General features: G+C 37.7%; 26 protein-coding genes and 1 tRNA gene. 19 read left to right on the forward strand and 8 right to left on the reverse strand.

Annotated features, from left to right (window positions below):
* Positions 1-139: 139 nt before the first annotated feature.
* Together CVS89_RS02215 and CVS89_RS02220 are read left to right on the forward strand one after the other, a co-directional pair.
* A complete protein-coding gene (locus CVS89_RS02215; RefSeq protein WP_233091259.1) occupies positions 140-1,210 on the forward strand; it encodes a citrate transporter in 1,071 nt (356 codons plus the stop codon).
* 238 nt (positions 1,211-1,448) lie between these two features.
* Positions 1,449-4,667, forward strand: a complete 3,219-nt coding sequence (locus CVS89_RS02220) for a retention module-containing protein (protein ID WP_107848519.1) — start codon at positions 1,449-1,451, stop codon at positions 4,665-4,667.
* A gap of 250 nt (positions 4,668-4,917) precedes the next feature.
* On the opposite strand, the gene CVS89_RS02225 is transcribed toward CVS89_RS02220, so the two are convergent.
* The 4 genes from CVS89_RS02225 to exbB all read right to left on the reverse strand — a co-directional run bounded on the left by CVS89_RS02225 (position 4,918) and on the right by exbB (position 6,707).
* Positions 4,918-4,993, reverse strand: a tRNA-Phe gene (locus CVS89_RS02225).
* Between the two features lie 140 nt (positions 4,994-5,133).
* Positions 5,134-5,934 carry an energy transducer TonB gene (locus CVS89_RS02230; RefSeq protein ID WP_107848518.1) on the reverse strand — a complete coding sequence of 267 codons (801 nt, stop codon included), beginning with the start codon at positions 5,932-5,934 and terminating at the stop codon, positions 5,134-5,136.
* Positions 5,909-6,292: a TonB system transport protein ExbD gene (gene exbD, locus CVS89_RS02235; RefSeq protein WP_002939576.1), complete on the reverse strand. Its 384-nt coding sequence runs from the start codon at positions 6,290-6,292 to the stop codon at positions 5,909-5,911. Before exbD ends, CVS89_RS02230 begins: the two co-directional genes overlap by 26 nt.
* Entirely contained in the window at positions 6,279-6,707 is a 429-nt protein-coding gene (exbB, locus tag CVS89_RS02240) for a TonB-system energizer ExbB (protein WP_107848517.1), read from the reverse strand. The genes exbD and exbB overlap by 14 nt, the downstream gene beginning before the upstream one ends.
* Positions 6,708-6,940: 233 nt before the next feature.
* Here exbB and CVS89_RS02245 point away from each other — a divergent pair, with 233 nt between their 5' ends.
* Positions 6,941-8,620 (forward strand): anaerobic C4-dicarboxylate transporter, encoded by a 1,680-nt coding sequence (locus CVS89_RS02245; RefSeq protein WP_103598189.1) that lies wholly within the window; start codon positions 6,941-6,943, stop codon positions 8,618-8,620.
* Positions 8,621-8,706: 86 nt separating this feature from the next.
* On the opposite strand, the gene flhB is transcribed toward CVS89_RS02245, so the two are convergent.
* Positions 8,707-9,780, reverse strand: a complete 1,074-nt coding sequence (gene flhB, locus CVS89_RS02250) for a flagellar biosynthesis protein FlhB (RefSeq protein WP_107848516.1) — start codon at positions 9,778-9,780, stop codon at positions 8,707-8,709.
* Positions 9,781-9,926: 146 nt separating this feature from the next.
* On the opposite strand from flhB, the gene CVS89_RS02255 reads away from it, so the two are divergent.
* The 3 genes from CVS89_RS02255 to rpmA all read left to right on the forward strand — a co-directional run bounded on the left by CVS89_RS02255 (position 9,927) and on the right by rpmA (position 11,580).
* The gene (locus CVS89_RS02255; protein WP_107848515.1) at positions 9,927-10,889 is read left to right on the forward strand and encodes a hypothetical protein; all 963 of its coding nucleotides are present in this window, start codon (positions 9,927-9,929) and stop codon (positions 10,887-10,889) included.
* Positions 10,890-10,996: 107 nt separating this feature from the next.
* Positions 10,997-11,311, forward strand: a complete 315-nt coding sequence (rplU, locus tag CVS89_RS02260) for a 50S ribosomal protein L21 (RefSeq protein ID WP_002942523.1) — start codon at positions 10,997-10,999, stop codon at positions 11,309-11,311.
* An 11-nt stretch (positions 11,312-11,322) separates the two neighbouring features.
* A complete protein-coding gene (gene rpmA, locus CVS89_RS02265) occupies positions 11,323-11,580 on the forward strand; it encodes a 50S ribosomal protein L27 (RefSeq protein WP_002942569.1) in 258 nt (85 codons plus the stop codon).
* Positions 11,581-11,625: 45 nt separating this feature from the next.
* Here the strand turns inward: rpmA and CVS89_RS02270 are convergent, their stop codons facing one another.
* The 3 genes from CVS89_RS02270 to CVS89_RS02280 form a co-directional block, all read right to left on the reverse strand.
* Complete coding sequence (locus tag CVS89_RS02270) at positions 11,626-12,642, reverse strand: glycosyltransferase (protein ID WP_196376817.1); 1,017 nt, start codon at positions 12,640-12,642, stop codon at positions 11,626-11,628.
* A 93-nt stretch (positions 12,643-12,735) separates the two neighbouring features.
* The gene (locus CVS89_RS02275; RefSeq protein WP_107848513.1) at positions 12,736-14,010 is read right to left on the reverse strand and encodes an O-antigen ligase family protein; all 1,275 of its coding nucleotides are present in this window, start codon (positions 14,008-14,010) and stop codon (positions 12,736-12,738) included.
* Positions 14,007-15,089 (reverse strand): glycosyltransferase family 4 protein, encoded by a 1,083-nt coding sequence (locus CVS89_RS02280; protein ID WP_107848512.1) that lies wholly within the window; start codon positions 15,087-15,089, stop codon positions 14,007-14,009. The genes CVS89_RS02275 and CVS89_RS02280 overlap by 4 nt, the downstream gene beginning before the upstream one ends.
* 144 nt (positions 15,090-15,233) lie before the next feature.
* Here CVS89_RS02280 and obgE point away from each other — a divergent pair, with 144 nt between their 5' ends.
* The 13 genes from obgE (at position 15,234) to atpD (ending at position 26,101) form a co-directional block, all read left to right on the forward strand.
* On the forward strand, positions 15,234-16,292 hold the full coding sequence (gene obgE, locus CVS89_RS02285) for a GTPase ObgE (RefSeq protein WP_107848511.1): 1,059 nt from the start codon (positions 15,234-15,236) through the stop codon (positions 16,290-16,292).
* 46 nt (positions 16,293-16,338) lie between these two features.
* Entirely contained in the window at positions 16,339-16,674 is a 336-nt protein-coding gene (locus CVS89_RS02290) for a GDP-mannose dehydrogenase (RefSeq protein WP_107848510.1), read from the forward strand.
* Positions 16,675-16,690: 16 nt separating this feature from the next.
* Entirely contained in the window at positions 16,691-17,596 is a 906-nt protein-coding gene (fmt, locus tag CVS89_RS02295; RefSeq protein ID WP_107848509.1) for a methionyl-tRNA formyltransferase, read from the forward strand.
* Positions 17,597-17,612: 16 nt separating this feature from the next.
* On the forward strand, positions 17,613-18,401 hold the full coding sequence (thiD, locus tag CVS89_RS02300; RefSeq protein ID WP_107848508.1) for a bifunctional hydroxymethylpyrimidine kinase/phosphomethylpyrimidine kinase: 789 nt from the start codon (positions 17,613-17,615) through the stop codon (positions 18,399-18,401).
* A 1-nt stretch (position 18,402) separates the two neighbouring features.
* A complete protein-coding gene (locus CVS89_RS02305) occupies positions 18,403-19,038 on the forward strand; it encodes a biotin--[acetyl-CoA-carboxylase] ligase (RefSeq protein ID WP_107848507.1) in 636 nt (211 codons plus the stop codon).
* Entirely contained in the window at positions 19,035-19,817 is a 783-nt protein-coding gene (locus CVS89_RS02310) for a ParA family protein (RefSeq protein WP_002939402.1), read from the forward strand. The genes CVS89_RS02305 and CVS89_RS02310 overlap by 4 nt, the downstream gene beginning before the upstream one ends.
* Positions 19,818-19,832: 15 nt before the next feature.
* Entirely contained in the window at positions 19,833-20,693 is an 861-nt protein-coding gene (locus CVS89_RS02315) for a ParB/RepB/Spo0J family partition protein (protein ID WP_009294347.1), read from the forward strand.
* Positions 20,694-20,788: 95 nt separating this feature from the next.
* Entirely contained in the window at positions 20,789-21,211 is a 423-nt protein-coding gene (locus CVS89_RS02320) for a FoF1 ATP synthase subunit B' (protein ID WP_107848506.1), read from the forward strand.
* A 9-nt stretch (positions 21,212-21,220) separates the two neighbouring features.
* Entirely contained in the window at positions 21,221-21,733 is a 513-nt protein-coding gene (locus CVS89_RS02325; RefSeq protein WP_012001332.1) for a F0F1 ATP synthase subunit B, read from the forward strand.
* Positions 21,733-22,263, forward strand: a complete 531-nt coding sequence (locus tag CVS89_RS02330) for a F0F1 ATP synthase subunit delta (protein ID WP_002939419.1) — start codon at positions 21,733-21,735, stop codon at positions 22,261-22,263. The genes CVS89_RS02325 and CVS89_RS02330 overlap by 1 nt, the downstream gene beginning before the upstream one ends.
* A 14-nt stretch (positions 22,264-22,277) precedes the next feature.
* Positions 22,278-23,795 carry a F0F1 ATP synthase subunit alpha gene (gene atpA / locus CVS89_RS02335; RefSeq protein WP_009294343.1) on the forward strand — a complete coding sequence of 506 codons (1,518 nt, stop codon included), beginning with the start codon at positions 22,278-22,280 and terminating at the stop codon, positions 23,793-23,795.
* Positions 23,796-23,804: 9 nt separating this feature from the next.
* The gene (gene atpG / locus CVS89_RS02340; protein ID WP_002939426.1) at positions 23,805-24,692 is read left to right on the forward strand and encodes an ATP synthase F1 subunit gamma; all 888 of its coding nucleotides are present in this window, start codon (positions 23,805-23,807) and stop codon (positions 24,690-24,692) included.
* A gap of 11 nt (positions 24,693-24,703) precedes the next feature.
* Positions 24,704-26,101 (forward strand): F0F1 ATP synthase subunit beta, encoded by a 1,398-nt coding sequence (gene atpD, locus CVS89_RS02345; RefSeq protein WP_087578452.1) that lies wholly within the window; start codon positions 24,704-24,706, stop codon positions 26,099-26,101.
* Positions 26,102-26,110: the final 9 nt, after the last annotated feature.

Below are 26,110 nucleotides of genomic sequence, written 5' to 3' on the forward strand. Positions count from 1 at the left end.
CACAACCGCAATAGTTGGGTCAGCTATTAGTACGCTTGTGGCCGGTTTTCCTATTACTGGAGGCAAAGGTGTGATATCTTTGATGTCTTTAGTAAATGGTGGACTAAACCCTGTAATAGCTGATATGACAGGTATTTTGATGTTTATAGGTGTCATGCAGGCAAGTGGCTTTTTGGATGTTATAATTCGCAACATAGTAAAACTTGGTAACAAGCTAGGCGGTGGTGCTGGTGTTGCTACTGCTGGCGGTATAGCTGCAGGTGTCATAGGCATGCTTACTGGTTTTACTCAACCTGCAATTACAGCTGTTATCACAGGAACAGCATCTACTAAACTAGGTGTAGATCCACACAGATCAGCAGGTATACATGGACACGCTGGCATACTTGGCAACTATGGTGGCTTTACTCACCCAACACAAGTTGCTGTCATAGCTGTTACAAATATAGGCTTTGGTCTTATAAATGTAATCGGCACCCTAGTTTCTCTTTGTGTTTTTGCATGCGCGCTATTTAGGCTAAGAAGAATGCAAAAAAGAGAAGGAGTTTCTATTTCTAAAGAAGAGATGGAAAGAATTTCAAAGGAATTTGAAATAAATAACAGCGGAATTCCTGCATGGAAAGCATTTTTGCCTTTTGTAATGCTATTTGCAGGATTTATATTGGGCTATCCAGTATTTATAGTAGGCATAGCAAGTGCTATTTTTACGATGCTGTTATCTGCTTTAAGCTTGCAAGAGGGTGAACATAATATGCTCGAAGGAGTTAGCAAAATAGCAACCCCATTAGTTGCAACAATAGGCTTTTTGTTTATGAGCGGCGTTATTAAACAAATAGGGCTAGCTGCAGTTATCGGAGATATCTTTACACCTATGCTTACCCATGCTCCGCTTCAAAGTATGCTTTTGGTCTCTGCACTGGCAGGACTAGTCACACAAAGTAATGCAGCATCAGTGGCCATAACCATACCATTTTTGCAAGCTGCTCTTTCGCTGGGTACGGCAAGCCCACTATCTCTAGCTGTCATGGCCGCTGGTGGTAGTGCTATGTTGCAATATTATCTTACAGGTGGTCCAGTCGCTGCTCTTGCGACAGTTATCCCTGTTATTCCAAATTCTGAACTTAAAGCTGCAAATAAATTTCAACGTCCAAATATGTTGTTTGGTTTAGTAATATTGTTTATTTTGTCATTTGTTTTCTCTATTTTTTAATTCGATTATGAGCTATCATTTTTGATAGCTCATTTATACTATGTGACATTTTACTTTATATAATTTAAAGTATTAGATTTATTAAATTTTTGAAAATATTTTGAAAAAATATAACTATTTTATAACTAAAATAACTATTTTATGGTACTAGAGTACAATACACACCACCTTTAAAAGTGATATAATTTTCTTATAAAAAATGTAACGATGTGACAAAAATAAAGTTAAAGGTAATGTTATGGCTAATGAAGTTGCAATAGTAAAAAGTATAATCGGTGGCGCAAAAGCTATAAATAGATTTGGCGAGTCAAGAGAACTTCGCGTTGGTGAAATAGTCTATGTGGGTGAGAAGATAGTAACTGACAGTGATAGTTCAAAAGTAACGATAGCTAAACCAGATGGCAAAGATATAAATCTAATAGGTAAAGATAGTTTAAATTTAAATGAAACTACTTTAGGAGACGATCTAGTAGATGATAAAAAAATAGCAAGTATAGACGAGCTACAAAAAGCTATTTTAAATGGTAAAGATTTGAATGCACTTGAAGAAACTGCTGCTGGTGGTAATAATGGTGGAAGTGCCGGCGGAGATGGAGTTAGCCTAAGCTCTGTAAGTTTTGCAGAGGGCGGACATTATTCAAATATTAGTAGTGATTTTAGAAGCATAAATGACTCAAGTGTTTATCTGTTTCAAGGCGCTCCATCTAGCATTAGTGGAGCGAGTGCTGAAAATACAATTCAAGAAACAGCATCAACTCTAGATGTTTCAGGTGGTATAGAAATTCCATCATCATTTTATGATGACAGCATCTCTAGTGGATATTTTTCAAATTTAGGGATAGCTGCACACAATGCATGGCTAAGTAGTCCTGAAGCCTCTGCTCAGATAGATGATATGAAAGAGCAAATGAGAGCTGTTTTTGAAAGTATCAAAAAACCTTATCCTCACCATATGGAAAATGCTTTTACACATGATCAAATAGAAAATTTATTAAACGAATATACTGATATAAAAACTGCAAAAACACCAGTTGATGACTCACATAGTGCTGATCTAACAAATGCGAATAATCTCGCAAGACTTTTTGATATTTTTGGTACACAAGTTAGTATAGGACAAAAGACAGTCGAGATTGACGGACATTCGTTTCAAAAAGCTATTATAAATTTGCCAGAAGATAGCATAGAAAAGATAGGCGATAGCGGCTGGGGAATAGTAAAAAATGCGGCTGGTGAAGCAGTAGCCATAATGCCAATAGGAGAAGTAAAGACTGGGCTAAAACTCGAAGTTGGAAATGGTGAGATAGTTAAAGAAAATTTGATCACAGACGTTCAAGAGAGGGTATGTGTTGTCTCTCACGGAGATAAGCAAAGGGTTTTTTATAGCGGAAATGAAGAGCAACAGGAATATTTACAAGAAATAGGAGCGCATACTATTCCAAATCCTCTTTTTGATCCAACAAACTTAATGTCTTATGAGCAGTCTACAATCATGGTTGATAAAGATGGTAATAAAATAACTACAAATGATATATATAACAACAACGTAGTCCATCAAATAACGCCTTTAACTACTTTAAAGCTGCCAGCTTCTACTCTTGCAAATTTGAAGATATTTGGCAGTGATGGTGACGATACATTAGTTTTAAACGGCGTAACTGTAAAATCAGTGTACGGTGGCTCAGGGGCTGATAATATAACTATCAATAATTCTACTATTACAGAGTACATTTCAGGAGATGCCGGAAACGACAATATTACAGTAACAAATTCTACTATCAATGGAAAAACTATCACAAATAGCGATGGCTCATCATTACATGAAGCGATCACTGGAAATAGTGGAGAAGATACAATAATCGTAAAGAACTCTGTAATAACAGGCGATATAAACGCTGGAATAGATAATGATAAAGTTGTAATACAAGAAGGTAGTGTAGTAAATGGCAATGTAAAGGGTGAAGAAGGTAATGACTATCTAGTTGTAAATTCTTCAAATGTCACTGGCAATATAGATGCCGGAGAATCGTCTAATAGTGGCGTAATAGGGCATGTTGATGTAAGTAACCATACGCGATATGAGGATAGGATAAGTATAGGCTCTATTTATTATGCTGATCCTATCTTAGAAGTTGGTGGTGATGTAGTTCTTGGAGGACAAGGTGGAATAAGCATAGGAAAAGCTCACGTAAAAGGAAATGTTGTGGCTAATGGCACCTCAAATCAAAGTGCAGATATAATGATAGATGGAAATTCTGAAGTTGATGGAAATGTTATAGGTGGGCACGGAAAAGATTTTATCAATATTAGAGGATACTCTGACGGAACTAAAGACGCCATAATCCATGGCAAAGTCGATGCCAGAGAAGGTGATGACAGGATAGATGTTGCATGGGCTCATGTGGAAGGTTCGGTTGAAGGAGGTGAAGGAGACGATCTATATATTACTGGAGCTTATAATGAGCCAAGAAGTAACGCCTCTACAATAGGAGAAGTAAAAGATATCAGTGGTAAAAGTGATTTCAGGGTATATGGAGGTATTACGATAGATAAGGGTTTGGAGTTTAATGGAGATACCTCCATAGAGGTAATAGGAGGGGGAAAAATCACATCAGATATAAATTTAGATCATAATAACATCATTACAGTTAGTGGTAGTGGCTCTAAAATAACTGGCGATATAAATTTTAGTGGTAATGGCGATCAATTTGTAAAAGTATCTGATGGTGCTGAAGCTGGAACTATAAATTTATCTAACGGGCACAATGAAGTTATGGTAGGTGCTGAGTATAATTATCCAAATAATACTTCTATTATAGATACAATAAATGGCAGCGATGGAGTTGATTCTATCAAAGTATTTAGTAAAGGCAATATAAAAAATTTAAATATTCAAGATGGGCATAATGATGATACAGTATCCATATTTAGTTCTGAGATAACATATAGTAATGGCACCGGGATTACTAATGCTTCAGGTACGATAACAAATTTTAATAAAGACAGCGGAGACAATATTATACATGGTAAAATCGTAACGGATGCTAACTCTAAGAGCCACGTAGTTATAGATAGCTCGGACGACAGTACTATAAATCTATCAAATTTAATGGAGCATAGCGTAAATCAGAACTACACAGGTGTTTTTAATAATACATATAACACAGTAGATATATCTGGTATAAATAACGCCAAATTAAACATAAATATATCAGATGTGTTAAATGTTGCAAAATATAACAATGGCAATGATGATATAACTACCATGCTGCACATCAAAAGTGGCTCTGATGATCAAATAACACTTGAAAATAGTGGAACTAAAAATAATTGGAGAGAGACTACAAGTGATAGTGATGTCGGCTATAAGACATATACAGCAGAACAAGACTACAATGATACTACATATTCTGTAATTATAAAGGTTGATGATACGGCTAATTTAACTATTGTGTAGTTTTTTAATTCCACTATGAGAAATCGTAGTGGAATTCTCTAAGAATATCTTTTTATATCAATATTAAAAAAATAAGAAAATTTTGTAGTGATGTTTTTTATATTTTATTGTTTAGCCATCAATAATCGTTTTTATAAAATAACTACCACATCCCAAAATGATTAAGATAGATCATTAAATGGCACCAATACGACATATATACAAGTCTGAAGACTTTCTAAGACCGATAAAATGAGGATTTATGAAGAAATGGTGGTTAGAGGCAGAATCGAACTGCCGACACGCAGATTTTCAGTCTGCTGCTCTACCGACTGAGCTATCCAACCACCTTAATAAAAGAAATTGGATTATACATTTTAATTATTTAAAACAAGTTTAAAATTGATCTTTATATAACAAAAAGTAATTTACGAAGTCATAAATTTATTGTCATATAAATAAAGCCACAAAGATAAAATTTGTGACTTTATTTTAGTGTAAATGCTATAGGAAAGCGAAGATAGCGAGCTTCTTTTGGCTTTGGAAACTCAGAGCTTGCTTTTTTGACATTTTCTAAAGCGCCGTTGTCAAGCGACTCAAAGCCTGAACTTTTAGTAACCTTTAGCTCGTCTATGCTGCCATCCGTTTTAAGCAAAAATCTAACTTCAACAACGCCTTGATGCTTCATCCTTCTAGCGTTGTTTGGGTAGCTTTTATGCTTTTTCACAGCTGCTATGACCTTGCTAAAGTCCTCATCGCTTTGTGCGTTTGATAAATTTAGCTCTTGCGCTACTTTTTGAGCTGGAGCTGCGGCGATAGATTTGTTATTTGCTGGTAAATTTGAATTTACAGCAGGTGCTGGGGTCGCGGTAGGAGCTGGCGCAGTGATATCAGGTTTTGGCTCCACCTTTGGCTCGATTTTAGGCTCAGGGCGAGGCTCAGGCTTTGGCAGTGGCTTTTTCTCCACCTTTTTTGGCTCAGGTTTTGGTAGTGGCTTTGGCTCTACCTTTGGCTCAGGCTTAGGCTCTGGCTTTGGTGGCTCTGGCGGTGGCGGAGGAGCTGGGGGTGTTGGCTCTGGGATCATCACTTGTTCGCTTATCTGCGGAGCCGTAGTTTGCGGCACTGGGGTGAATGAATTTAGAGCTATTTTTATAGGTTTTTGCTCGCCTATCTTTATCTCACTAAAATTATGTGAAAGCAAGAAATAAGCAGCTGCCACGTGCACTATCGCTGATACCGCTAGGCCACTATAGTTTGAAATTTTACTCAGAGATTGTTTGGATTGCAAAGTTTTCGTGACCTTTTTCTTTTAAGATATCAATTACTTTGACAAAGCTGTCAAATTTAGCGTTTTTATCGCTTTTTAGCTCGATTAAGGTTTTTATATCCACAGCATTTAGCTTATCTTTTAGCTCATCTTCTGAAATTTCTGCATCATCTATAAAAAATTTATTATCTTTATCGATAACGACACTCACTTTTTTCTCATCCTCTTTATCCTGCTGTGCGCTTTTGGCGCTTGGTAGATCAACTGCGATCTTGCCCTGAGCGATGAAGGTCGAGATGCTTAACACGATGGCTAGCAAAACGAGCATGATATCGATAAATGGGACGATATTTAGCCCATCTTTTTTATTTAGACGCATTTTGAGCCTTGTATCTGTTTATTATGACATCGACTTTTCTAACAAAGCCATTGTAGATCATAAGCGTTGGGATCGCCACAAGTAGGCCAAATGCGGTCGCTTTTAGCGCCAAAGATAGACCGATCATGATACTTTTTGTATCGATGCCGCCAGCCATGCCCATGTCGTAAAATGTGATCATGATGCCAGCAACTGTGCCAAGAAGTCCGATATATGGGGCATTTGAGTAGATGATGTAAAGTGTGGTTAAATTTTTTGTTAGCGCCTCATCGAGCTTTCCGATGTTTTTGTAGCCATTTATATCAACACGTGAGTAAAAAATGATACGCTCGATCGTATACCAAAGCACAAAAAAGCTCATGACGCCCAAAATACCGATGATTATATAGTCAATGTTGTGTTTTAAAAGTTCCATAATGCCTCTTAATTTTAAAATTTGAGCGTAATTATAACTATATTGATAGTTAATGTCAATATAGTTATAAGAAAAATAATACATTTTTATTGTTAAAAGTTCGGTTTTGAAGTTTTTTATTGTTAAATAAAATCGTTATTAAACAAAATATTAAAATATACATATCTTTTTTAATTAGTATTTAATTTTAATATTTATATACTCCGCGTGTAATTTTTGAAAAGGGAGAAATCATGGAATTTCTTACAAGTTTGTCTGAGAGTACGCAGTTTTTCTTACAATTGATTGTCGTGCTCGGCTGTTTGTTCTACGGAGCAAAAAAAGGTGGTATGGCACTTGGTGTCCTTGGTGGCATCGGTCTTGTTATTTTGGTATTTGCATTTGATTTAAAACCAGGTAAGCCTGCTATTGATGTTATATTAACTATTCTTGCAGTTGTTGTAGCAAGTGCTACACTTCAAGCAGCTGGTGGTCTTGATGTTATGCTTCAGATCGCTGAAAGAGCGCTTAGAAAACATCCAAAAACAGTTTGTTATCTTGCGCCTATTTGTGGCTGGACACTAACAGTGCTTTGCGGTACAGGTCACACAGTTTATACACTTTTACCGATCATCTATGACGTATCAATGAAAAGTGGTATCCGTCCAGAACGTCCGATGGCAGCTACTACGATCTCATCACAACTTGCTATTATCGCAAGTCCAGTTTCAGTTGCTGGTGTATCTATGGTTGCTGTTCTTCTTGGTACTGGCACAGTTCATATTGAGGGCTTTACAAGCTATGTTGATCTATTAAAAGTTACCATTCCTTCTACATTTTTGGGTGTGCTTTGCATAGGAACTTACTCAGTATTTAGAGGTAAAGATCTTGATAAAGATCCAGAATTCCAAGCAAAAATAGCTGATCCAGAGCAAAGAAAATATATATATGGTTCTGATGAGGCACATTCATTAATCGGTGTGCATTTGCCAAAAAAACAATGGAATGTTATGTGGATATTCCTAGCTACAATCGCTGTTGTTGCGGTTTTGGGTTATTACAAACAACTTCGCCCAAGCTGGACAAGTGACGTTCCTGGTAAATCAATAGAAATAATCGTAGATAAAAAAACAGTTAAAAACATCACTGTTAAAGACGGACAAGTTGTTTCTATGGTTGGAGATAGCAAGATCGTTTCAAACGTAAAAGACAACAAAGTAAAAGACGCTACTAAATTTACAAGCGTTCAAGTGCTAGATAAAGACAATAAAGTAACACAAAGCATTGTTTCAAACGGCGCTGATGTTGTTATCACTGCAGGAGATAAAAGCGAAACTATCGCAAATGCGAGCATTGTAGTAAAAGATACTATGAAAAAGACTGCGCCACTTGGCATGGTTGATACGATCCAAATTTTCATGCTTTTAGCAGCATCTATCATGATGATCTACTCAGGCATTAAAGCAGCCAAAATTGGTCAAAATGAAATTTTCCACAGCGGCATGGTTGCACTTGTTGCGATTTATGGCATTAGCTGGATGGCTGAGACAATGTTCCACTCACACATTGATATGCTTAAAGGCTCACTTGGCGAGGTTATGAAAGCATATCCTTGGATGTATATCATAGTTGGTATGCTTATATCAAAATTCCTAAACTCTCAAGCTGCTGCAGCTGCTACATTTGTGCCACTCGCTGTTCAAATAGGCGTTCACCCAGGCGTTATTGTCGCGTTTGCTACTGCTTGCTATGGATACTTCATCCTTCCAACATATCCAAGCGACCTTGCAGCCGTGCAGTTTGACCGCTCAGGCACAACACATATTGGTAAATATGTAATCAATCACAGCTTTATCATCCCTGGCTTCATAGGTGTATTTAGCTCTTGTGCAGTTGGCTGGGTGCTAGCAAATATCTACGGATATCTTAACTAAGATTTTATTTCTGACAAGCTGTTCTAAAGGCAGCTTGTCTTTTTTCTACAAAATTTACTACTTTATAAAAATTTGGCTTAATGCTCTCAAAGCTTATCTTGAAATTTCTGCTTATCGCTCATATAAACAAAGCTTAGCACCTCAGCCACAGCCCTAAAAAGGTGCGCTGGTATCGTGTCATCGACCTCACAAACTCTATAAAGCTCCCTTGCAAGAGGTGGATTTTCATAAATTTGCACTCCATTTTCAACCGCTACCTTTTTTATCTGAAGCGCCAAGAAATCAACCCCTTTAGCAAGTATTATCGGTGCTTCGTCACGGCTTTTGTCGTATCTAATAGCCACAGCATAGTGAGTTGGGTTTGTGATGACGACGTCAGCTTGTGGGATGTTTTGCATCATTCGGCGTTTGGCTGCACGCATTTGCGCTTGGCGGATCCTGCCCTTAACCTGCGGGTCACCCTCCATCTGCTTGTACTCGTCCTTGATCTCTTGCTTGCTCATGCGAAGGTCTTTAAAATACTGAAAACGCACGATGAGCAGGTCAGCAAGACCGATCACAAAAAGTATAAAAAGCATGACGCTAACTAAAATGATGAGCTTCTCTTTTAGCCACGCAAGCTGGTCAAACATAGAGAAAAATAGCGTGTGAGGCAGCTCCTTGATAAACTGCAAGAAAAAGTAAAATCCAACGCCAAAGACGATGCTTACCTTAACGACGATCTTGACGCTCTCGATCGCCTTTTTCATAGAAAATAAATTTTTTAGCCCTTTTAGCGGATTTATCTTGCCAAAATTTGGCGTTATTGGCTTTGTGGTAAATATAAAGCCAAACTGCATTACATTTGCGATTATGCCAGCAACCGCGACGCAGATGCAAACTGGCAGGATCATCAGAAGTGCCCTGCCAAAGGTATTTACAACGATCATCTTTACCGTTGGCAAAGTCAGTGGCTGACCGATAAATTTAGAGTAGTAGATGTAAAGCGAGATGACCTGATCTTTCATGAAATTTAGCATCGCAAGCAGCACACCAATAGCAATAACTAGGGTCACAAAGCCTGATAGGTCCTGACTTTTGGGGACGTTGCCGTCCTTTTTGGCGTCTTCTATCTTTTTGGGGGTCGCTTCTTCGGTTTTTTCCTGATCTTCGCCTGCCATCTTTGTCCTAAGCTCGCTTAAATTTGGGGCGATTATAGCCAAAATGCGGTTAAACTATCCGCTAAATTTAATTTTTGCAATTCAAAAAAAACTAAGCCGTTTTAGGCATTTTTGGCTAAAATTAGCAAAATTAAGGAGCATGCAAAATGTCATTTTTAGAAAGCTTATTTAATATTTTCAAAGCTAAAAAACCGCCAAAAAGCGATGAAGAGCTACTTTTGGACGAGTATGCAAGCATTTACGCTGAGATAAAAGAGAAAAATTTAAACGAATACGACTTTTTATGTGAGCTCATACGATTACTCTCTTTTTCAAGAGCTAGACGCTACGACTTTTGCCTTGAAAAGTGCCTAGCTGATGGCGACGCCGAGGCACTAAATGATCTCATTTTTCAATACGCTAAGCTAAATTTACTCCCAGGATGCAGCGGCGGATATGATCAGTGCGAGAAGCTCATACCGGCATTTTTTGCTATCGCTTGTGGCGACACAGATAGTATGGCAAGCATCTTTCCAAAAGGCCTGCCACCTAGCAAAAACGGCTACAAATTTCTATGCGTCATGCATGATCTGCTCACGGCGATGCTTTGGCAAGATGAAAATTTACTCGCCCCTGCCCTAGAAAAAGCTCGCACTTTTGCAGAGTCCAAAAAGCCAGCAAATGAAAGAGAGGCGGTTAAATTTGTGCTTGCCTTGCATGAAAAAGATACGGCTGCTATGAGCGAGCATTTGCAGAAATTTTGCTCCACTTTTGGCAGGACGGAGGCGCCCAAATTTGAAAAACGCCTCTACATCTTCGCTCACGGACTTCACGCACTAGCGCGTTACTTTTTGCCATTTGAGCTCTTTAAAGAGATAAAGCTACCAAAAAATGAAAATTTCAGTAAATTTTACGCACAAAGGCTCTTTCAAAATGAAATTCCAAAGCCAAAACTCTATTTTACTTTGCCGCCTGAGTTTGAACTGATAAATGTGATATTAAATGCACCAGCAGCAAAGACGCTGATACACCAGCCGCATTTGCCAAACGATAAAACATTTTTCCTAGATCATAGCTCTATGATAAGAAATTTAGCCGATGAGATCATAAGATCAGGGGCATTAAAGTAGAATTTATAAACTTTTGGCTAATATTCACACCTTACAACCAACAAAGCTCCATAAATCTTTTGCAAAAAAGTGCTTTTTGGTCTTACCAAATTTTAGAAAGGTAGAGTATGTCAAAATACGCTATATTTAAGCATGGCGGTAAGCAATATCGTGTTAGCGAGGGCGAGTTCCTTAAGCTAGATCACTTTAGTGCTGAAGCTAAATCAACCGTTGAGATTACAGAAGTTTTAGCTGTAAACGACGGCGAAGTAAAGGTAGGTGCGCCATTTGTTAAGGGTGCAAAAGTTGTTCTTGAGGTCGTTAATGAAGGCAAAGACAAAAAAGTAGTTATCTACAAAAAACGCAGACGTAAAGACTCAAAACTAAAACGCGGCTTTAGAAGACAATTTACACGTGTAAAAGTCGTAAGTATCGCAGCTTAAGGAGATAAGATATGGCACACAAAAAAGGTCAAGGTTCAACCCAAAATAACCGTGATAGTATCGGACGCCGATTAGGTGTTAAGAAATTTGGTGGCGAGTTCGTTCGTGCTGGAAATATAATCATCCGCCAAAGAGGAACAGCAACTCACGCTGGAAATAACGTAGGTCTTGGCAAAGATCACACTATTTTTGCATTAGTCGATGGCTTTGTAAAATTTGAAAGACTTGATAAAAACAGAAAAAAAGTATCTGTTTATCCAGCTGCATAATCCCAGGGGCATTCGCCCCTTTTTCTTTTAAATTCACTCAAAAATTTAATTTATCTTTTCTAATTCTTTGATTATTTTTATAGCTCTATTTTTCCAAGTATTTTTACTCATACTTTCATAGGCATTTTTTGAAATTTTATTTAGCTCTTCATTACCTAAAGTCTTTATATAGTTAAATTTTTCTTCTAAACTTTTTTCATCACCCGCTTCATATAAAAAACCGTTTTCGCCATCTTTTACTACTTCAGCAACTGGTGGGAAATTTGGAGCTAAGACGACATTTGAATTTGCCATATATTCAAAAAGCTTTAATGGAGTGCTATAAAGCGAATAATCACTTTTTACACTAGGTATTATCAAAATAGTATTGTTATCAATAAGACTTTTTACAACTTCATTTTGAGGCAGCAGTCCTTTAAAACATACCAAATTTTCAATCTCTCTTTCTTTAAGAGTGTTTTTTAAAGTCATAAAACTATTTCCACTATTTTTGCCATAAAGTTCTAGTTTTATACTAGTTTTTAAGGCAAAATCTAGCATCAAATCAAGGCCTTTCCATAACAAGAATGAGCCATAATAGTTTATACTTGAAAAATCAAAATCTTTCTTCTTAAAATCAGAATCTTGCTTGCAACCGTTATAAACAACTGCCGAATTTACTATTTGTAAGCCGAAAAATTTTCTAAGCTCATTTAGCGTACTGCTATTGTGCGAAAATACAAAATCGGCATTTTGTAGTATCTCTTTTTCTATATCATAAAGTGCTTTGTTACCCAAAGTAAAACACTCATGCGCTTCAAATACAACCTTTTGATCGGGCATTTTATTTTCTAGTAAAAATTTAGCTATCTTTAAATGTCTCGTATAAAATATTGCGTCTTTATTTGAGTAGTTATTTATTATCTTTTTTAGAAAAAAATTAAAAATTTTATTACTTTTTAAAAATAGAATCTTTTTTCTTACAAACAATATATCATTAGCTTTTAGCTTTAAAGCGAATTTCTCATTTACCTCATTTAAATTTAAAGGAGACTGCGGTAAAACCAGCTTAGCATCGCACATATTACTAAGCTCAAAAAATGTATTTAGTATTGCTATCTCTCTTGCATTACCTTGCGGAATTTGTTCTGGATATATGTAAAACAGTTTCATAAATCACTCCTTGTTTTTGCACAAAAACACTATAAAAAGACCAAGCATTACATAAAGATGAGTAAAATACATAGTTTCAAATAATCCCCTAAATATATAAGTGCAAAGTATGCTTCCAAATATTGCTATATAAAATTTGTTGTTTGACAAATACCTTTTAAAAGAAACAAAAAGCATATAAAAAACAAGCGCAACAAAAAAAGCAGTACCTACTACACCGTAATGATAATACTGGCCAATAAATACTGGCTCGTCATGATGCGGATACTTAGTTCCATCAGCGCCTACACCAGTTGGGCCAAGGTCATCATTATTAACATTTTTGTCATTTAAAAATTTAGTATATTGTTTACCACCAAAGCCTATACCTATATAAGCTCTATCAGAGTTAAAAAGAAGCGGCAACCTCTTTGTTAAAATATCTCCTCTACCAGAAGTATAAAATCCTTGAGCAACTTTTAACTGCAAAAGCGTAGAGTTGTGATAGACGCAAGCAGAGACGGCAAGTAAAAATAGGCAAAATATCATGGATTTTTTATTTATAAGTTTAATTTTTTCATTTTTAAAAGTTAGAGCCAACATAACCATCAAACTTAGGGCAAGTGCAAGCCATGAGCCCCTAGCACCTGTAAGCAAAATAAAAATTAAACTAACAATAATGTTAAAAACTATGATAAAAAATTTGTAAAAATTATTTTTGATAAAAAATATTGAGACCAAAGAAAAAATAAATAAACTATCAAAAAAGCCTGCATAAAATCTATCTATAGGTTGCGTCCATTGGTCTTTTTCTTTTTTTAAATTTAAAAGAGTGCCATCTTCTATCCCTTTTATAAAAAAATGTATATTATCTATACTAAGTGCTGCAACCATAGCAAAAAATAACCATTTTGAGTTTTTATAGCTACCATCATGCCAAAGAAGAACAATAAAAATAAATATAAACGCTCTTTTAAATTCATTAAGCGCTGAAAGTGCTGCATTTTGCGTAGCATCATAAGGAAAAAATGATATGCCAAAAACATATAAATTTAAAAGCAAAAATAGCAATAAAATAGCTTTATTGTTCTTTGCATTGTTCTTTATATTTTGTACAACATTTTTAGTATCGACTGCAAAAAGAATCAATGTTAATAATAGAGCTAAATATATGGCTAAATTTTTAATAGCAGTTATGTGTTCGTTATACTGACCTATTAAAAATAAAGATAAAAATATTAAAATTGCTATATTTAAATATCTGGTAGTTTTTAGCTTTTCTTGGAAAAATCCTTTCATACCTCAACTAGCTCCTGTGCAAATTTTGACCACTCATACATGCCTTTTATACTCTCTCTTGGTCTTAAATTTTCTATATTTTCTAGCGTTAAATTTATCTTTTCTATCATGTCACTTTCATCAGAAATTTTAAATTTATACCCATTTACTCCGTCTTTTATGATCTCTTTCATGCCACCGTTTAAGCTAACTACGCAAGGCTTATTAGCTGCTAATGCCTCAATGACGGTTATACCAAAAGCTTCATGGCCAATGCTTGGTTGCAAGTAGACATCGCAAGCGTTATAGTACTCATTTAGCTCATCATGTCCGATAGCACCAACAAAAATGACCTTTTGCTCCAAGTTAAGCTTAGCTGCTAGCTCTTTTAGGCTTTGTAAATTTTCTCCATCACCAACTAGCATAAATTTGGCGTTTTTGATCTTGTCTATATTTTTTACCATCATGCCAAAGCCTTTCCAGCCAACTACTCTACCTACGCTTCCTATCAAAATTTCATCACTTTTTACACCAAATTTCTCTCTTGTCTTCTCTTTTAGTGATGCATCTAGATAAAACTTCTCTTTATCTACGCCATTATAAACGACTTTAACTTCTCTGCCATATCTTTCTCTTAAAATCTCCGCATTTGCGTCGCTAACGCTAATTATCTTATCTATAAATTTTATAAAAAATTTATCAAAAAAGTAAAAATCTTCGCCACCGCTTACAAAGACTGCTTTTAAATCCTTATCACGCCTCTTTAAAGCCCATGCAACAAAAAAATCAAATGGCTTATGCACAACTAAAATATCAAATTTCTCAGACTCTAAAAATTTTCTGGCATTAAAATAAAAACTAACTCTTTCGATAAATTTTCTAAATCTATTGCCTATTTTTACGACCTTTTCTCTAGGGCAAAAACCAAACATCTTTAGATCAATGCTACTGTCTTTTAAAAATGCTGGTATAAATTTACCTCTGCCAGTACAAATGGTCACCTCGTGTTCTTTGATAAGCTCCTTTGCTACTGAGTAGTAAAATGTCTCAACACCGCCAATTTTTAGTGCAGTTGTCACGTTATAAAGCAATATTTTCAAAAATTTATTCCTTGTATTGGTTGTAGTAAAACGTTATTTTAGCTTTTATTTTGTAAATCTTAATAAAAAACAAATTTTAATCATTTAAAAGATATAATCTCGCCTAAAATTCAAACTAAATAATAGATAAATTTAAGGTAAAAAATGTTTATAGATAGCGTGAAATTAACCCTAAGCTCAGGGCATGGCGGAGCTGGTGCAGTAAGCTTTCGCCGCGAAAAGCATGTAATTTTAGGCGGCCCAGACGGCGGTGACGGCGGTGACGGCGGAGATGTATATTTTGTCTGCGACAACAACACCCACACACTGGCAAACTACAAGGGCAAAAAGGCGATGAGAGCAAGCGACGGCGAGGCTGGCATGGGCAAAAGAATGACTGGCAAAAAGGGCGAGAGCTTAGAGCTCATCGTGCCACCAGGAACGGCGGTCTATGACGCACAGACAAATGAGCTACTTTGCGACATGGTGAGTGAGGGGCAAAGGACGCTATTTTTAAAAGGTGGCAAGGGCGGACTTGGAAATTTTCACTTTAAAAACTCTATCAACCAAGCTCCAGAGTACGCTCAAAAGGGCATGCCAGAAGAGAGTGTAGAAGTCAGGCTCGAGCTAAAGCTGATAGCTGACGTGGGCCTTGTTGGCTTTCCAAATGTTGGCAAATCAACCCTCATCTCAGCCGTCTCAAACGCCAAACCACAGATAGCAAACTACGAATTTACCACGCTTACGCCAAAGCTCGGACTTGTCGAGGTCGATGAGTTTAGCGGCTTTGTCATGGCTGACATCCCTGGCATCATCGAAGGAGCTAGCGATGGACGCGGCCTTGGCGTGCAGTTTTTAAAGCACATCGAGAGAAATAAAATTTTGCTTTTTATGATAGATAGTGCGAACTACAGAAGCATGAGCGAGCAGTTTAGCGTGCTAAAAGAGGAGGTGGCTAAATTTTCAAGTGTGCTTGCTAGCAGGGACTATGCGATCGCTATCACCAGAGTCGATGCGGCGGAAAATTTAGATGAAAATATAAAAGAATTTATGAAAAGCATAAATTTAGAGCCAAATCAAGTTGGTAAATTTGTCTATAAGCAAGACCTATACAGCTTTGACGCGAAAAAACCATACTTTGTCTTGCCGATTTCTTCAGCAACAAACGAGAATATCGACGAGCTTAAATTTGCACTGCTTGAGCTGCTTAAAAAGGAGCTTTGAGTTGCGAATTTTTAGTGCTTTGAACAGAGATTTTTAAGAGTATAAAATGAAGAAAGTTTTTTGCATTATGTTATTTTGCCTTGGTGCATATAGCTGTGATCCAGCGGATCCAATATATATGTTTTTGGATTTTAATGACATAGATCGCGACGGCACGCTAAATTTAGATGAGTGGAGAGCATGTAAGGCACCGTCTGAACTAAAAATAGCGCCAGATCTATGCACTAGTGAGGAATTTAAGAGCTTAGATGCCGATCAAAATGGCAAAGTTAGCGTTAATGAGCTAAGAAATTTGGTATTGCAAAAGATTAGCTGGCAGAAAGATCCATGCGCCTCTTGGCCGCCAAGCAGTAAAAACGCAGATCAAAATAAAAGTCGTTGAAATTTAAAGGAAAGTGATGAATGTAGTTTTTATGGGGACGCCTGATTATGCTGTTAGGATACTTAGGCATTTAAAAGAAGCTGGCTTTAACATAAAAGCGGTCTTTACCCAGCCTGATAAGCCAGTTGGCAGAAAGCAAATTTTAACCCCAAGCGAGGTTAAAATTTACGCGCAAAATGAGCTAGTAGGCGTGCCACTCTTTACACCAAATACGCTAAAAGATGAGGCGGTGGTTGCCGAGCTAAAGGCATTTGAGCCTAAATTTATTGTAGTGGCAGCTTTTGGCAAAATTTTGCCTGGGAGCGTGCTTGACGTGGCGACTTGTATAAATTTACACGCCTCGATCTTGCCAAAATATAGAGGTGCAAGCCCCATTCAAAGCGCGATCCTAGCAGGCGAGAAGCAAACTGGCGTCACAGCTATGCTAATGGACGCTGGCCTTGACACTGGCGATATGCTAGACTTCATCTACACGTCCTGCGAAAACAAGATGTCAAGCGAGCTTTTTAGTGAGCTAGGCGAGCTTGGCGGTGAGCTAATCGTAAAAGTGCTTAAGAATTTTGAAAATTTAAAGCCACAAAAACAAGACGACGCGCAGGCCTCGCACTGCAAAAAGATAAGCAAGAGCGACGGACTTTTTAGCTTTGATGAAGAGGCAGGGCAAATTTATAATAAATTTCGTGCGCTCACACCTTGGCCAGGGATTTATCTGGCAAGCGGGCTAAAAATTTTATCGCTTGAGCTAAGTGAAAAAAGTGGTAAAAGTGGAGAAATTTTAAGCATAGAAAAGGACCACGTTGTGGTTGCTTGCAAGGGTGGGGCGGTCAAAATTTACGAGCTTCAAGAGCCAAGCAAAAAGCCAACAAACGCAAAAGCATATATAAATGGTAAGCGCCTTAGCGTTGGCGATGAATTAAAATAAATTTAAAGGAGCGGTTATGAAAAATGCGCTAAGTATAGCAGGGGTTGATCCAAGTGGCGGAGCTGGAGTTTTAGCTGATATAAAGGTATTTATAGCACACGGCGTATATGCGATGGGAGCGATCACGGCGGTCACTGCTCAAAATACAAAGGGCATATTTGGCATGCAGTTAGTTGAGCCAAGGCTCATCGAGGATCAGATAAGAGCGATATTTGATGATATAAGGGTTGATGTGGTAAAAATAGGCGTTGTCCCAAGCGTTGAGATCATCAAAAGCGTCGCAAAAACGCTAAGAGAGATCAAAAATTTACCACCAGTCGTGCTTGATCCTGTCATGAGCTGTAAAAATGGCGACATCTGGCTAGAGGGCGCTGCAAAAGACGCGATCGTGGAGGAGCTTTTCCCGCTTGCAAGTGTGATCACACCAAATATCTTTGAAGCGCGCGAAATTTTAAAGCGTGAGCTAAAGGGCGAGAGCGAGCTAAAAGAGGCTTGCAAGGAGCTTTTGAAATTTGGCACAAAGAGCGTCTATCTAAAGTGTGGCGAGATAGAAGGCAAGTCGCTTGATATATTTTATGATGGCAGTGAATATGAAATTTTTAGCGATGAGCGCATAAAAACGACTGCGACACATGGCTCAGGCTGCTCGCTATCAAGTGCGATCGCTTCAAATTTAGCAAATGGACATAGTCTAAAAGAGAGCGTGAAAAATGCGCATGATTATATCTTTAATGCTATTAAAAACGCGGTCATCATCGGCGGCGGACAAAATCCAGTAAATCACTTCTATAAATTTAAGGTGTGATTTGAAGGTTGAGTTTATCCAAAGTCTGCCTTCGACGCAGGAATTTTTGATAGACGCCCTAAAAAACGGCGAGATAAAGCCACCACACATGATCGTAGCGCACAATCAAACTAAAGGGATCGGCAGTCGCGGCAACAGCTGGGAGGGGCTTGGCGGAAATTTATTTATGTCATTTTGCATAGGCGAAGATGAGCTGCCAAGCGACATACCTCCGCCATCGATCTCGATATATTTTTCTATGTTGATGCGTGAGGTCTTGAGCGAACTTGGCTCAAAGTGCTGGCTAAAATGGCCAAATGATTTTTACGTAGATGACCTTAAAATAGGCGGTACTTTGACAAATAAAGTGGATGAAATTTACATTTGCGGCATGGGGATAAATTTAGCTAGCGCGCCCGAAAATGCGGGCATTTTGGATATCAAAACTAGCGTAGATGAGCTAGTTTGGGGCTTTGTTAGCATGCTTGATAAAAAGATTTTATGGAAGCCAATTTTTAGCAAATTTAGGATAGACTTTTGCAAGTCAAAAAGTTTTATTACGCATATTGCAAATAGAGCTGTTTCGCTTCAGGATGCTGAAATTTGCGAGGATGGAGCGATATTATTAAACGGGGAAAAGGTATATTCGTTAAGATGAGCGAGATAATAACAATAGCTAACCAAAAAGGCGGCGTTGGCAAGACCACAACAGCCGTAAATTTAGCCGCATCACTGGCGGTTGCTGAGAAAAAAGTATTATTAATAGACATCGATCCACAGGCAAACGCGACGACTGGACTTGGTTTTAGCAGAAGCGATTATGAGTTTAACATCTATCACGTCTTAACAGATAGGAAAAAGCTCTCACAAATAGTGCTAAAAACTGAGATCCCAACGCTTTTTCTAGCTCCGTCAAACATCGGACTTGTCGGCATCGAGCAAGAATTTAACGATCAAAGCAAAGACTATAAGCTAATCCTTAAAAACAAAATCTCAGAAGTTGTAGACGACTATGATTTTATCATCATCGATAGTCCTCCAGCACTTGGCAGCATCACGATAAATGCTCTTAGTGCAAGCGATAGTGTGATCATACCGATCCAGTGCGAATTTTACGCACTTGAGGGCTTGGCGCAGATCCTAAACACAGTCAAGATCATCAAAAAAACGATAAATCCAAAGCTAAATATAAAGGGCTTTTTACCGACTATGTTTAGCTCGCAAAATAATCTCTCAAAAGAGACTATTGCAAATTTAAAGCAGCATTTTGAAAATAAGCTTTTTAAAAGCAAGGACGGCAAAGAAGAATTTGTGGTCGTCCCAAGAAATGTAAAACTTGCTGAAAGCCCAAGTTTTGGCAAGCCGGTGATACTTTATGATATAAAATCACCAGGCTCAATCGCATATCAAAATTTGGCATATTGTATTTTAAACTAAAAAATAAGGAAAAAAATGGCGAAAAAAGGTGGATTAGGGCGCGGACTTAGCGCGATACTTGAAGATGTAGAGCAGGCCTACAGCAAAGAGATCGCAAATTTAAACGACTCTGAGATAGTCGAAGAGATAAATATAGATGAAATTTTACCAAACCCTTACCAGCCAAGGACGCATTTTGACGAAGAGGCTTTAAAAGAGCTAAGTGCCAGCATCAAAAGGCATGGTCTCATACAACCAATAATCGTCATCAAAAAAGATGACGGCTATATGCTAATAGCTGGTGAGCGTAGATACCGTGCTACAAAAATGCTTGGAGCAAGCAAGATAAAGGCGATCATCGCTGATATCAAGTCTCAAAATTTAAGAGAGCTTGCGCTTATCGAAAACATACAACGTGAAAATTTAAATCCAATCGAACTTGCAAAGTCATATAAAGAGCTCATAAATGAGTATAAGATCACACAAGATGGCCTAGCAAACATCATCCATAAGAGCAGAACTCAGATAACAAATACAATGAGGCTCTTGCTGCTTAGCGACTACACGCAAAGACTTTTGCAAGAAGACAAGCTCACGCAAGGTCACGCTAAAGTCATCGTAGGACTTAGTAGTGAAGAAGAAAGAATGGTCGTTGATACGATCATCGGACAAAAGCTAAGTGTTAGAGATACAGAAATCTTAGTAAAAAAGATAAAAAATAAAGAAGAAGTAAAAGAGCCAAAGCCTCAGATTTCAGAGGAAATGAGCAAAAAGTTATCAAATTTACAAGAAATTTTTAAAAATTTAAAGATAAAAACAAAAGTAAAATCTAAAAATTTAATATTAGAATTTAGCGATATTTCGCAGGTAGAAGAATTTATCGCTAAGCTAAAATAGAATTACAAATTTATTTTTATTTTTAGTATTTTATTGTAAAATCAGACTTTGATTTGAATATTAAATAAAACTTAATAACAAAATAAGGAGAGTGGATGTTAGAAATAGATGTGCCATTGATGCTTTTAACGGCTATCGTTCTCTTTATCTTGATCGCCATTTTAAATCCTTTGCTATACAAGCCAATGCTTAAATTTATAGATGACAGAAATGCCTCTATAAAAAATGACGAAGAGAGCACTAGCAAAAATGCAAGCGACTTAAGCGTTCATGAAAAAGAGATCGAAGAGATCATACAAAATGCAAGATCCGAGGCTAACAAAATAAGACAAGAGGCCTTAAATTTGGCAAAAGAAGAGTCTTTAAAAGAGATAAATGCGGTAAAAAGCAGCTTAGAGGCTGATTATAATGAGTTTTTAAACGCTTTAAGCTCTCAAAAAGATAGCCTAAAGGCAGATCTATCAGCTAAACTACCTGAGCTTAGAGCAGCTTTAAACGCTAAGCTCTCTAAAATTTAAAGGAAATTTATGAAGATAAAAATTTTATTTTTTCTAGCACTTCCATTTCTAGCATACGCTAGCGAGCATGGTGGAACAAACTACGACATAGTCGAGAGAACGCTAAACTTCTTACTTTTTTTTGCTATCTTGGTCTATTTTGCTGCTAAGCCACTAAAAGCTCTTTATCAAAGTAGGATCGATAGGATCGCAAATAAGCTTGAGAGCATCCAAGAGAAGCTTCGTGAGTCAAAAGCCAAAAAAGATGACGTTTTAAAGCGTGTAGAAGAGGCTAAGCAAAATGCAAATGCTCTAATCGAAACTGCGAAAAAAGAGGCTGTAAATTTAGCTGCTAAAGTTAAAAAAGAGGCTCAAAACGATATCGCAAATATCGAAAAAGGCTACAAAGAGCAAAAAGAATTTGAAGAACGCAAGATGACAAAAGGCGTTGTAAATGAAATTTTGAGCGACATTTTCTCAAGTGATAGCCTAAAAGTCGATCAAAAAGAGCTTGTAAATATCATACTTAAAAAGGTTAGCTAATGAATGAAGTAGTAGCTAAAAAATACGTAAAGGCGATCTTAAGCGACGTAAAGTCCAATGAGCTTAATGCATTTGTTGAAAATTTATCAGAGCTAGCTGCTGCTTTTGCTAGCGATAAATTTAAAAGTATTATAAGTTTGCCGACATTAAAGGCTTCACAAAAGGTTGAATTTGTACTATCTTTGGTTAAAAATCAAGATGCTAAATTTGCAAATTTTATAAAGCTTCTTGGTGCAAACAAAAGACTAGAGCTTATACCTGCGATACTAGATGAGATGAAGATAGAGCAATCTTTGCTTGAAAATACATATCGCGGCGAGGTTGTTGGAAATTTTGATCTAAGCGCTGAGCAGCTAAAAGCTTTGGAAGAGAATTTCTCTAAGAAATTTAACTCTAAGATCAAGCTTGATGGCTCAAAGAGCGATTACAACGGTGTAAAAGTTGAGTTAGACGATTTAGGTGTCGAAGTAAATTTCTCTATCGACAGACTAAAAAGTCAAATGAGTGAATATATATTAAAAGCAATTTAAAAAGGAGTGAAAGCGTGAGTGCAAAAATTAAAGCTGACGAAATTAGCACGATAATCAAAGAGCGTATTGAAAATTTTGATTTAAGTGTTGATGTAGAAGAGACCGGTAAAGTCATCTCAGTCGCTGATGGCGTTGCTAACGTTTATGGTTTGAAAAACGTTATGGCTGGCGAGATGGTTGAATTTGAAAGCGGCGAAAAAGGTATGGCTCTTAACCTTGAAGAGAGCAGTGTTGGTATAGTTATCCTTGGAAAAACTAGCGGTATCACAGAAGGAAGCTCTGTAAAAAGACTTAAAAAACTTCTACGCGTTCCAGTTGGCGACGCATTGATCGGCCGTGTTGTGAATTCACTCGGTGAACCAATCGACGCAAAAGGACCAATCGAAGCCACTGAATCTCGCTTCGTCGAAGAAAAAGCAAAAGGTATCATGGCAAGAAAAAGTGTTCATGAGCCACTTCAAACAGGTATCAAAGCTATCGATGCACTTGTGCCAATCGGTAGAGGTCAAAGAGAGTTAATCATCGGCGACCGCCAAACTGGTAAAACAACAGTTGCTATCGATACTATCATCAACCAAAAAGGTCAAGATGTCATTTGTATCTATGTAGCTATCGGTCAAAAACAATCAACCGTTGCTCAAGTCGTTAAAAAACTTGAAGAGTATGGCGCTATGGATTACACGATAGTTGTAAACGCTGGCGCTAGTGACGCAGCTGCGCTTCAATACCTTGCACCATACGCTGGCGTAACAATGGGTGAATACTTTAGAGATAACTCTCGCCACGCGCTAATCATCTATGATGACTTGTCAAAACACGCGGTTGCTTACCGTGAGATGTCTTTGATCCTAAGAAGACCACCAGGTCGTGAAGCTTACCCAGGCGACGTTTTCTACCTTCACTCAAGACTTCTAGAAAGAGCAAGTAAGCTAAATGACGCGCTAGGTGCTGGATCTTTGACAGCTCTGCCTATTATCGAGACACAAGCAGGCGACGTTTCAGCTTATATTCCAACAAACGTTATTTCTATTACAGATGGTCAAATTTTCCTTGAAAGTGACCTATTTAACTCAGGTATCCGCCCAGCGATCAACGTCGGTCTTTCTGTCTCTCGTGTCGGTGGTGCAGCTCAGATCAAAGCTATCAAACAAGTTTCTGGTACGCTAAGACTAGACCTTGCACAGTACCGCGAACTACAAGCATTTGCTCAGTTTGCAAGTGACCTTGACGAGAGCTCAAGAAAACAACTAGAGCGCGGACAAAAGATGGTTGAAGTACTAAAACAACCTCCATATTCTCCGCTTCCAGTTGAGAATCAAGTAGTTATCATATTTGCTGGTGCTAAGGGCTATTTAGATGATGTTGCAACTGCAAATGTAACAAAATTTGAAGCAGAGCTATATCCATATATCGAGGCAAAATACCCTGAAATTTTTGAGCAGATCAGAACTAAAAAAGTTCTTGATAAAGAGGTAGAAGAAATTTTACATAAAGCGTTGAAAGATTTTAAAGCGACTTTTGCCGCTAACTAGGGCTAAGATATGTCAAATTTAAAAGATATAAAACGAAAGATCAAGAGCGTCCAGAACACTCAAAAGACGACGCGTGCTATGAAGCTTGTCTCTACAGCAAAGCTTCGCAAAGCTGAAGAGGCTGCACGCTACTCTAGAGTTTACGCACTTAAGATCAATGAGGTTTTATCGGAGATAGCTTATAAGATCAATCAATACGCTTCAGTTATGACTGAGAGTAAATTTTTTAACACAACAAAGAGTGTAGAAAAGGTTGATATTATATTTGTTACCGCTGATAAAGGGCTTTGCGGTGGCTTTAATGTCCAGACCATAAAGACAGTTAGGCGCATGATCGATGAGCTAAAAGCCAAAAAGATCAAAGTTAGACTAAGAGCTGTTGGTAAAAAAGGCATAGAATTTTTCAATTTCCAAGGCGTTGAACTACTCGAGACTTACGTCGGAGCTAGCTCTTCTCCTACTTATGAAAAAGCTCAAAAGATCATAAAAGACGCTATTGATGATTTTACAAACGGCATAACAGATAAGGTCGTGCTAATACACAATGGCTATAAAAATATGATTTCTCAAGAGATTAGAGTAAATGATATTGTGCCTATTGAGCCGTCTAAGATAGTTGCGGTTGAGACAAATTCTTTGATGGAATTTGAGCCAGAGGACAACTATACTAAGATTATGGATGAATTGCTCAATAAATATTTTGAGTATAGTATGTATTATGCTTTAGTTGACTCTTTGGCGGCTGAGCACAGCGCTAGAATGCAAGCTATGGATAATGCAACAAATAATGCTAAACAACGCGTCAAACAGTTAAATCTTGCTTACAACAAAGCAAGACAAGAGTCTATTACCACTGAGCTTATCGAGATCATCAGTGGTGTTGAATCAATGAAATAAAAGGAGTATGAATGAAGGGTGTTATTAGTCAAGTTATGGGCCCTGTGGTCGATGTTGACTTTAATGACTACTTGCCGAAGATCAATGAAGCTATCGAAGTTTTCTTTGAGGTTGAGGGCAAGAAACATAAACTAATATTAGAGGTTGCTGCTCACCTAGGTGATAATAGAGTTAGAACGATCGCTATGGATATGAGTGAGGGTCTGACTCGTGGCTTAGAGGCTAAAGCGCTTGGTGCACCTATAAGTGTGCCAGTTGGCGAAAAAGTTTTGGGTAGAATTTTTAACGTAGTTGGCGATTTGATCGACGAGGGCGAGGGTATAAATTTTGATAAGCACTGGTCTATCCACCGCGATCCTCCTCCATTTGAAGAGCAAAGTACAAAGAGTGAAATTTTCGAAACTGGTATCAAGGTAGTTGATCTTCTAGCTCCTTATGCAAAGGGTGGTAAAGTTGGTCTATTTGGTGGTGCTGGTGTTGGTAAAACAGTTATTATTATGGAGCTTATCCACAACGTTGCGTTTAAACATAGCGGTTACTCTGTATTTGCAGGCGTTGGTGAGAGAACTCGTGAAGGAAATGACCTTTATCACGAAATGAAAGAAAGTAATGTTTTGGATAAAGTTGCCTTGTGCTATGGCCAAATGAACGAGCCACCAGGAGCAAGAAACCGTATCGCGCTAACTGGTCTTACAATGGCTGAGTACTTCCGTGATGAGATGGGACTTGACGTTTTGATGTTTATCGATAACATCTTCCGTTTCTCTCAATCAGGTGCAGAGATGTCAGCTCTACTTGGACGTATTCCGTCAGCTGTTGGTTATCAGCCAACTCTTGCAAGTGAGATGGGTAAATTCCAAGAGAGAATTACATCAACCAAAAAAGGTTCGATCACCTCTGTTCAAGCTGTTTATGTTCCAGCTGATGACCTTACAGACCCAGCTCCTGCAACTGTTTTTGCTCACCTTGATGCTACGACAGTTCTTAACAGATCGATCGCAGAAAAAGGTATCTATCCAGCTGTTGATCCACTTGATTCAACATCAAGAATGCTAGATCCTCAAATTTTAGGAGCAGATCACTATAAGGTAGCTCGCGGCGTTCAAGCTGTGCTTCAAAAATATAAAGACCTTCAAGATATCATCGCTATCCTTGGTATGGACGAGCTTAGCGAAGAAGATAAGCTAACAGTTGATAGAGCAAGAAAGATAGAGAGATTTTTATCTCAGCCATTCTTCGTTGCTGAAGTATTTACAGGTAGCCCTGGCAAATATGTAAGTCTTGACGAAAATATCGCTGGCTTTAAGGGAATTTTAGAAGGTAAATACGATCATTTGCCAGAAAATGCATTTTATATGGTCGGAAATATAGATGAGGCTTTAGCTAAAGCTGAAAAACTTAAGGCTTAAATTTAAAAA

The sequence above is a fragment of the Campylobacter concisus genome (assembly GCF_003048615.2).
Classification (GTDB): domain Bacteria; phylum Campylobacterota; class Campylobacteria; order Campylobacterales; family Campylobacteraceae; genus Campylobacter_A; species Campylobacter_A concisus_C.

Coding starts and splice junctions, on each gene's coding strand:
- CVS89_RS02275 (WP_107848513.1), bottom strand. CDS start 14,010: ATGAAAGGATTTTTCCAAGAAAAGCTAAAAACTACCAGATATTTAAAT.
- CVS89_RS02270 (WP_196376817.1), bottom strand. CDS start 12,642: ATGTGCGATGCTAAGCTGGTTTTACCGCAGTCTCCTTTAAATTTAAAT.
- thiD (WP_107848508.1), top strand. CDS start 17,613: ATGAAAAATGCGCTAAGTATAGCAGGGGTTGATCCAAGTGGCGGAGCT.
- CVS89_RS02320 (WP_107848506.1), top strand. CDS start 20,789: ATGTTAGAAATAGATGTGCCATTGATGCTTTTAACGGCTATCGTTCTC.
- rplU (WP_002942523.1), top strand. CDS start 10,997: ATGTCAAAATACGCTATATTTAAGCATGGCGGTAAGCAATATCGTGTT.
- rpmA (WP_002942569.1), top strand. CDS start 11,323: ATGGCACACAAAAAAGGTCAAGGTTCAACCCAAAATAACCGTGATAGT.
- CVS89_RS02220 (WP_107848519.1), top strand. CDS start 1,449: ATGGCTAATGAAGTTGCAATAGTAAAAAGTATAATCGGTGGCGCAAAA.
- atpD (WP_087578452.1), top strand. CDS start 24,704: ATGAAGGGTGTTATTAGTCAAGTTATGGGCCCTGTGGTCGATGTTGAC.
- atpG (WP_002939426.1), top strand. CDS start 23,805: ATGTCAAATTTAAAAGATATAAAACGAAAGATCAAGAGCGTCCAGAAC.
- CVS89_RS02255 (WP_107848515.1), top strand. CDS start 9,927: ATGTCATTTTTAGAAAGCTTATTTAATATTTTCAAAGCTAAAAAACCG.
- exbB (WP_107848517.1), bottom strand. CDS start 6,707: ATGGAACTTTTAAAACACAACATTGACTATATAATCATCGGTATTTTG.
- CVS89_RS02215 (WP_233091259.1), top strand. CDS start 140: ATGTTTATAGGTGTCATGCAGGCAAGTGGCTTTTTGGATGTTATAATT.
- CVS89_RS02315 (WP_009294347.1), top strand. CDS start 19,833: ATGGCGAAAAAAGGTGGATTAGGGCGCGGACTTAGCGCGATACTTGAA.
- fmt (WP_107848509.1), top strand. CDS start 16,691: ATGAATGTAGTTTTTATGGGGACGCCTGATTATGCTGTTAGGATACTT.
- exbD (WP_002939576.1), bottom strand. CDS start 6,292: ATGCGTCTAAATAAAAAAGATGGGCTAAATATCGTCCCATTTATCGAT.
- CVS89_RS02330 (WP_002939419.1), top strand. CDS start 21,733: ATGAATGAAGTAGTAGCTAAAAAATACGTAAAGGCGATCTTAAGCGAC.
- CVS89_RS02310 (WP_002939402.1), top strand. CDS start 19,035: ATGAGCGAGATAATAACAATAGCTAACCAAAAAGGCGGCGTTGGCAAG.
- flhB (WP_107848516.1), bottom strand. CDS start 9,780: ATGGCAGGCGAAGATCAGGAAAAAACCGAAGAAGCGACCCCCAAAAAG.
- CVS89_RS02290 (WP_107848510.1), top strand. CDS start 16,339: ATGAAGAAAGTTTTTTGCATTATGTTATTTTGCCTTGGTGCATATAGC.
- obgE (WP_107848511.1), top strand. CDS start 15,234: ATGTTTATAGATAGCGTGAAATTAACCCTAAGCTCAGGGCATGGCGGA.
- CVS89_RS02245 (WP_103598189.1), top strand. CDS start 6,941: ATGGAATTTCTTACAAGTTTGTCTGAGAGTACGCAGTTTTTCTTACAA.
- CVS89_RS02325 (WP_012001332.1), top strand. CDS start 21,221: ATGAAGATAAAAATTTTATTTTTTCTAGCACTTCCATTTCTAGCATAC.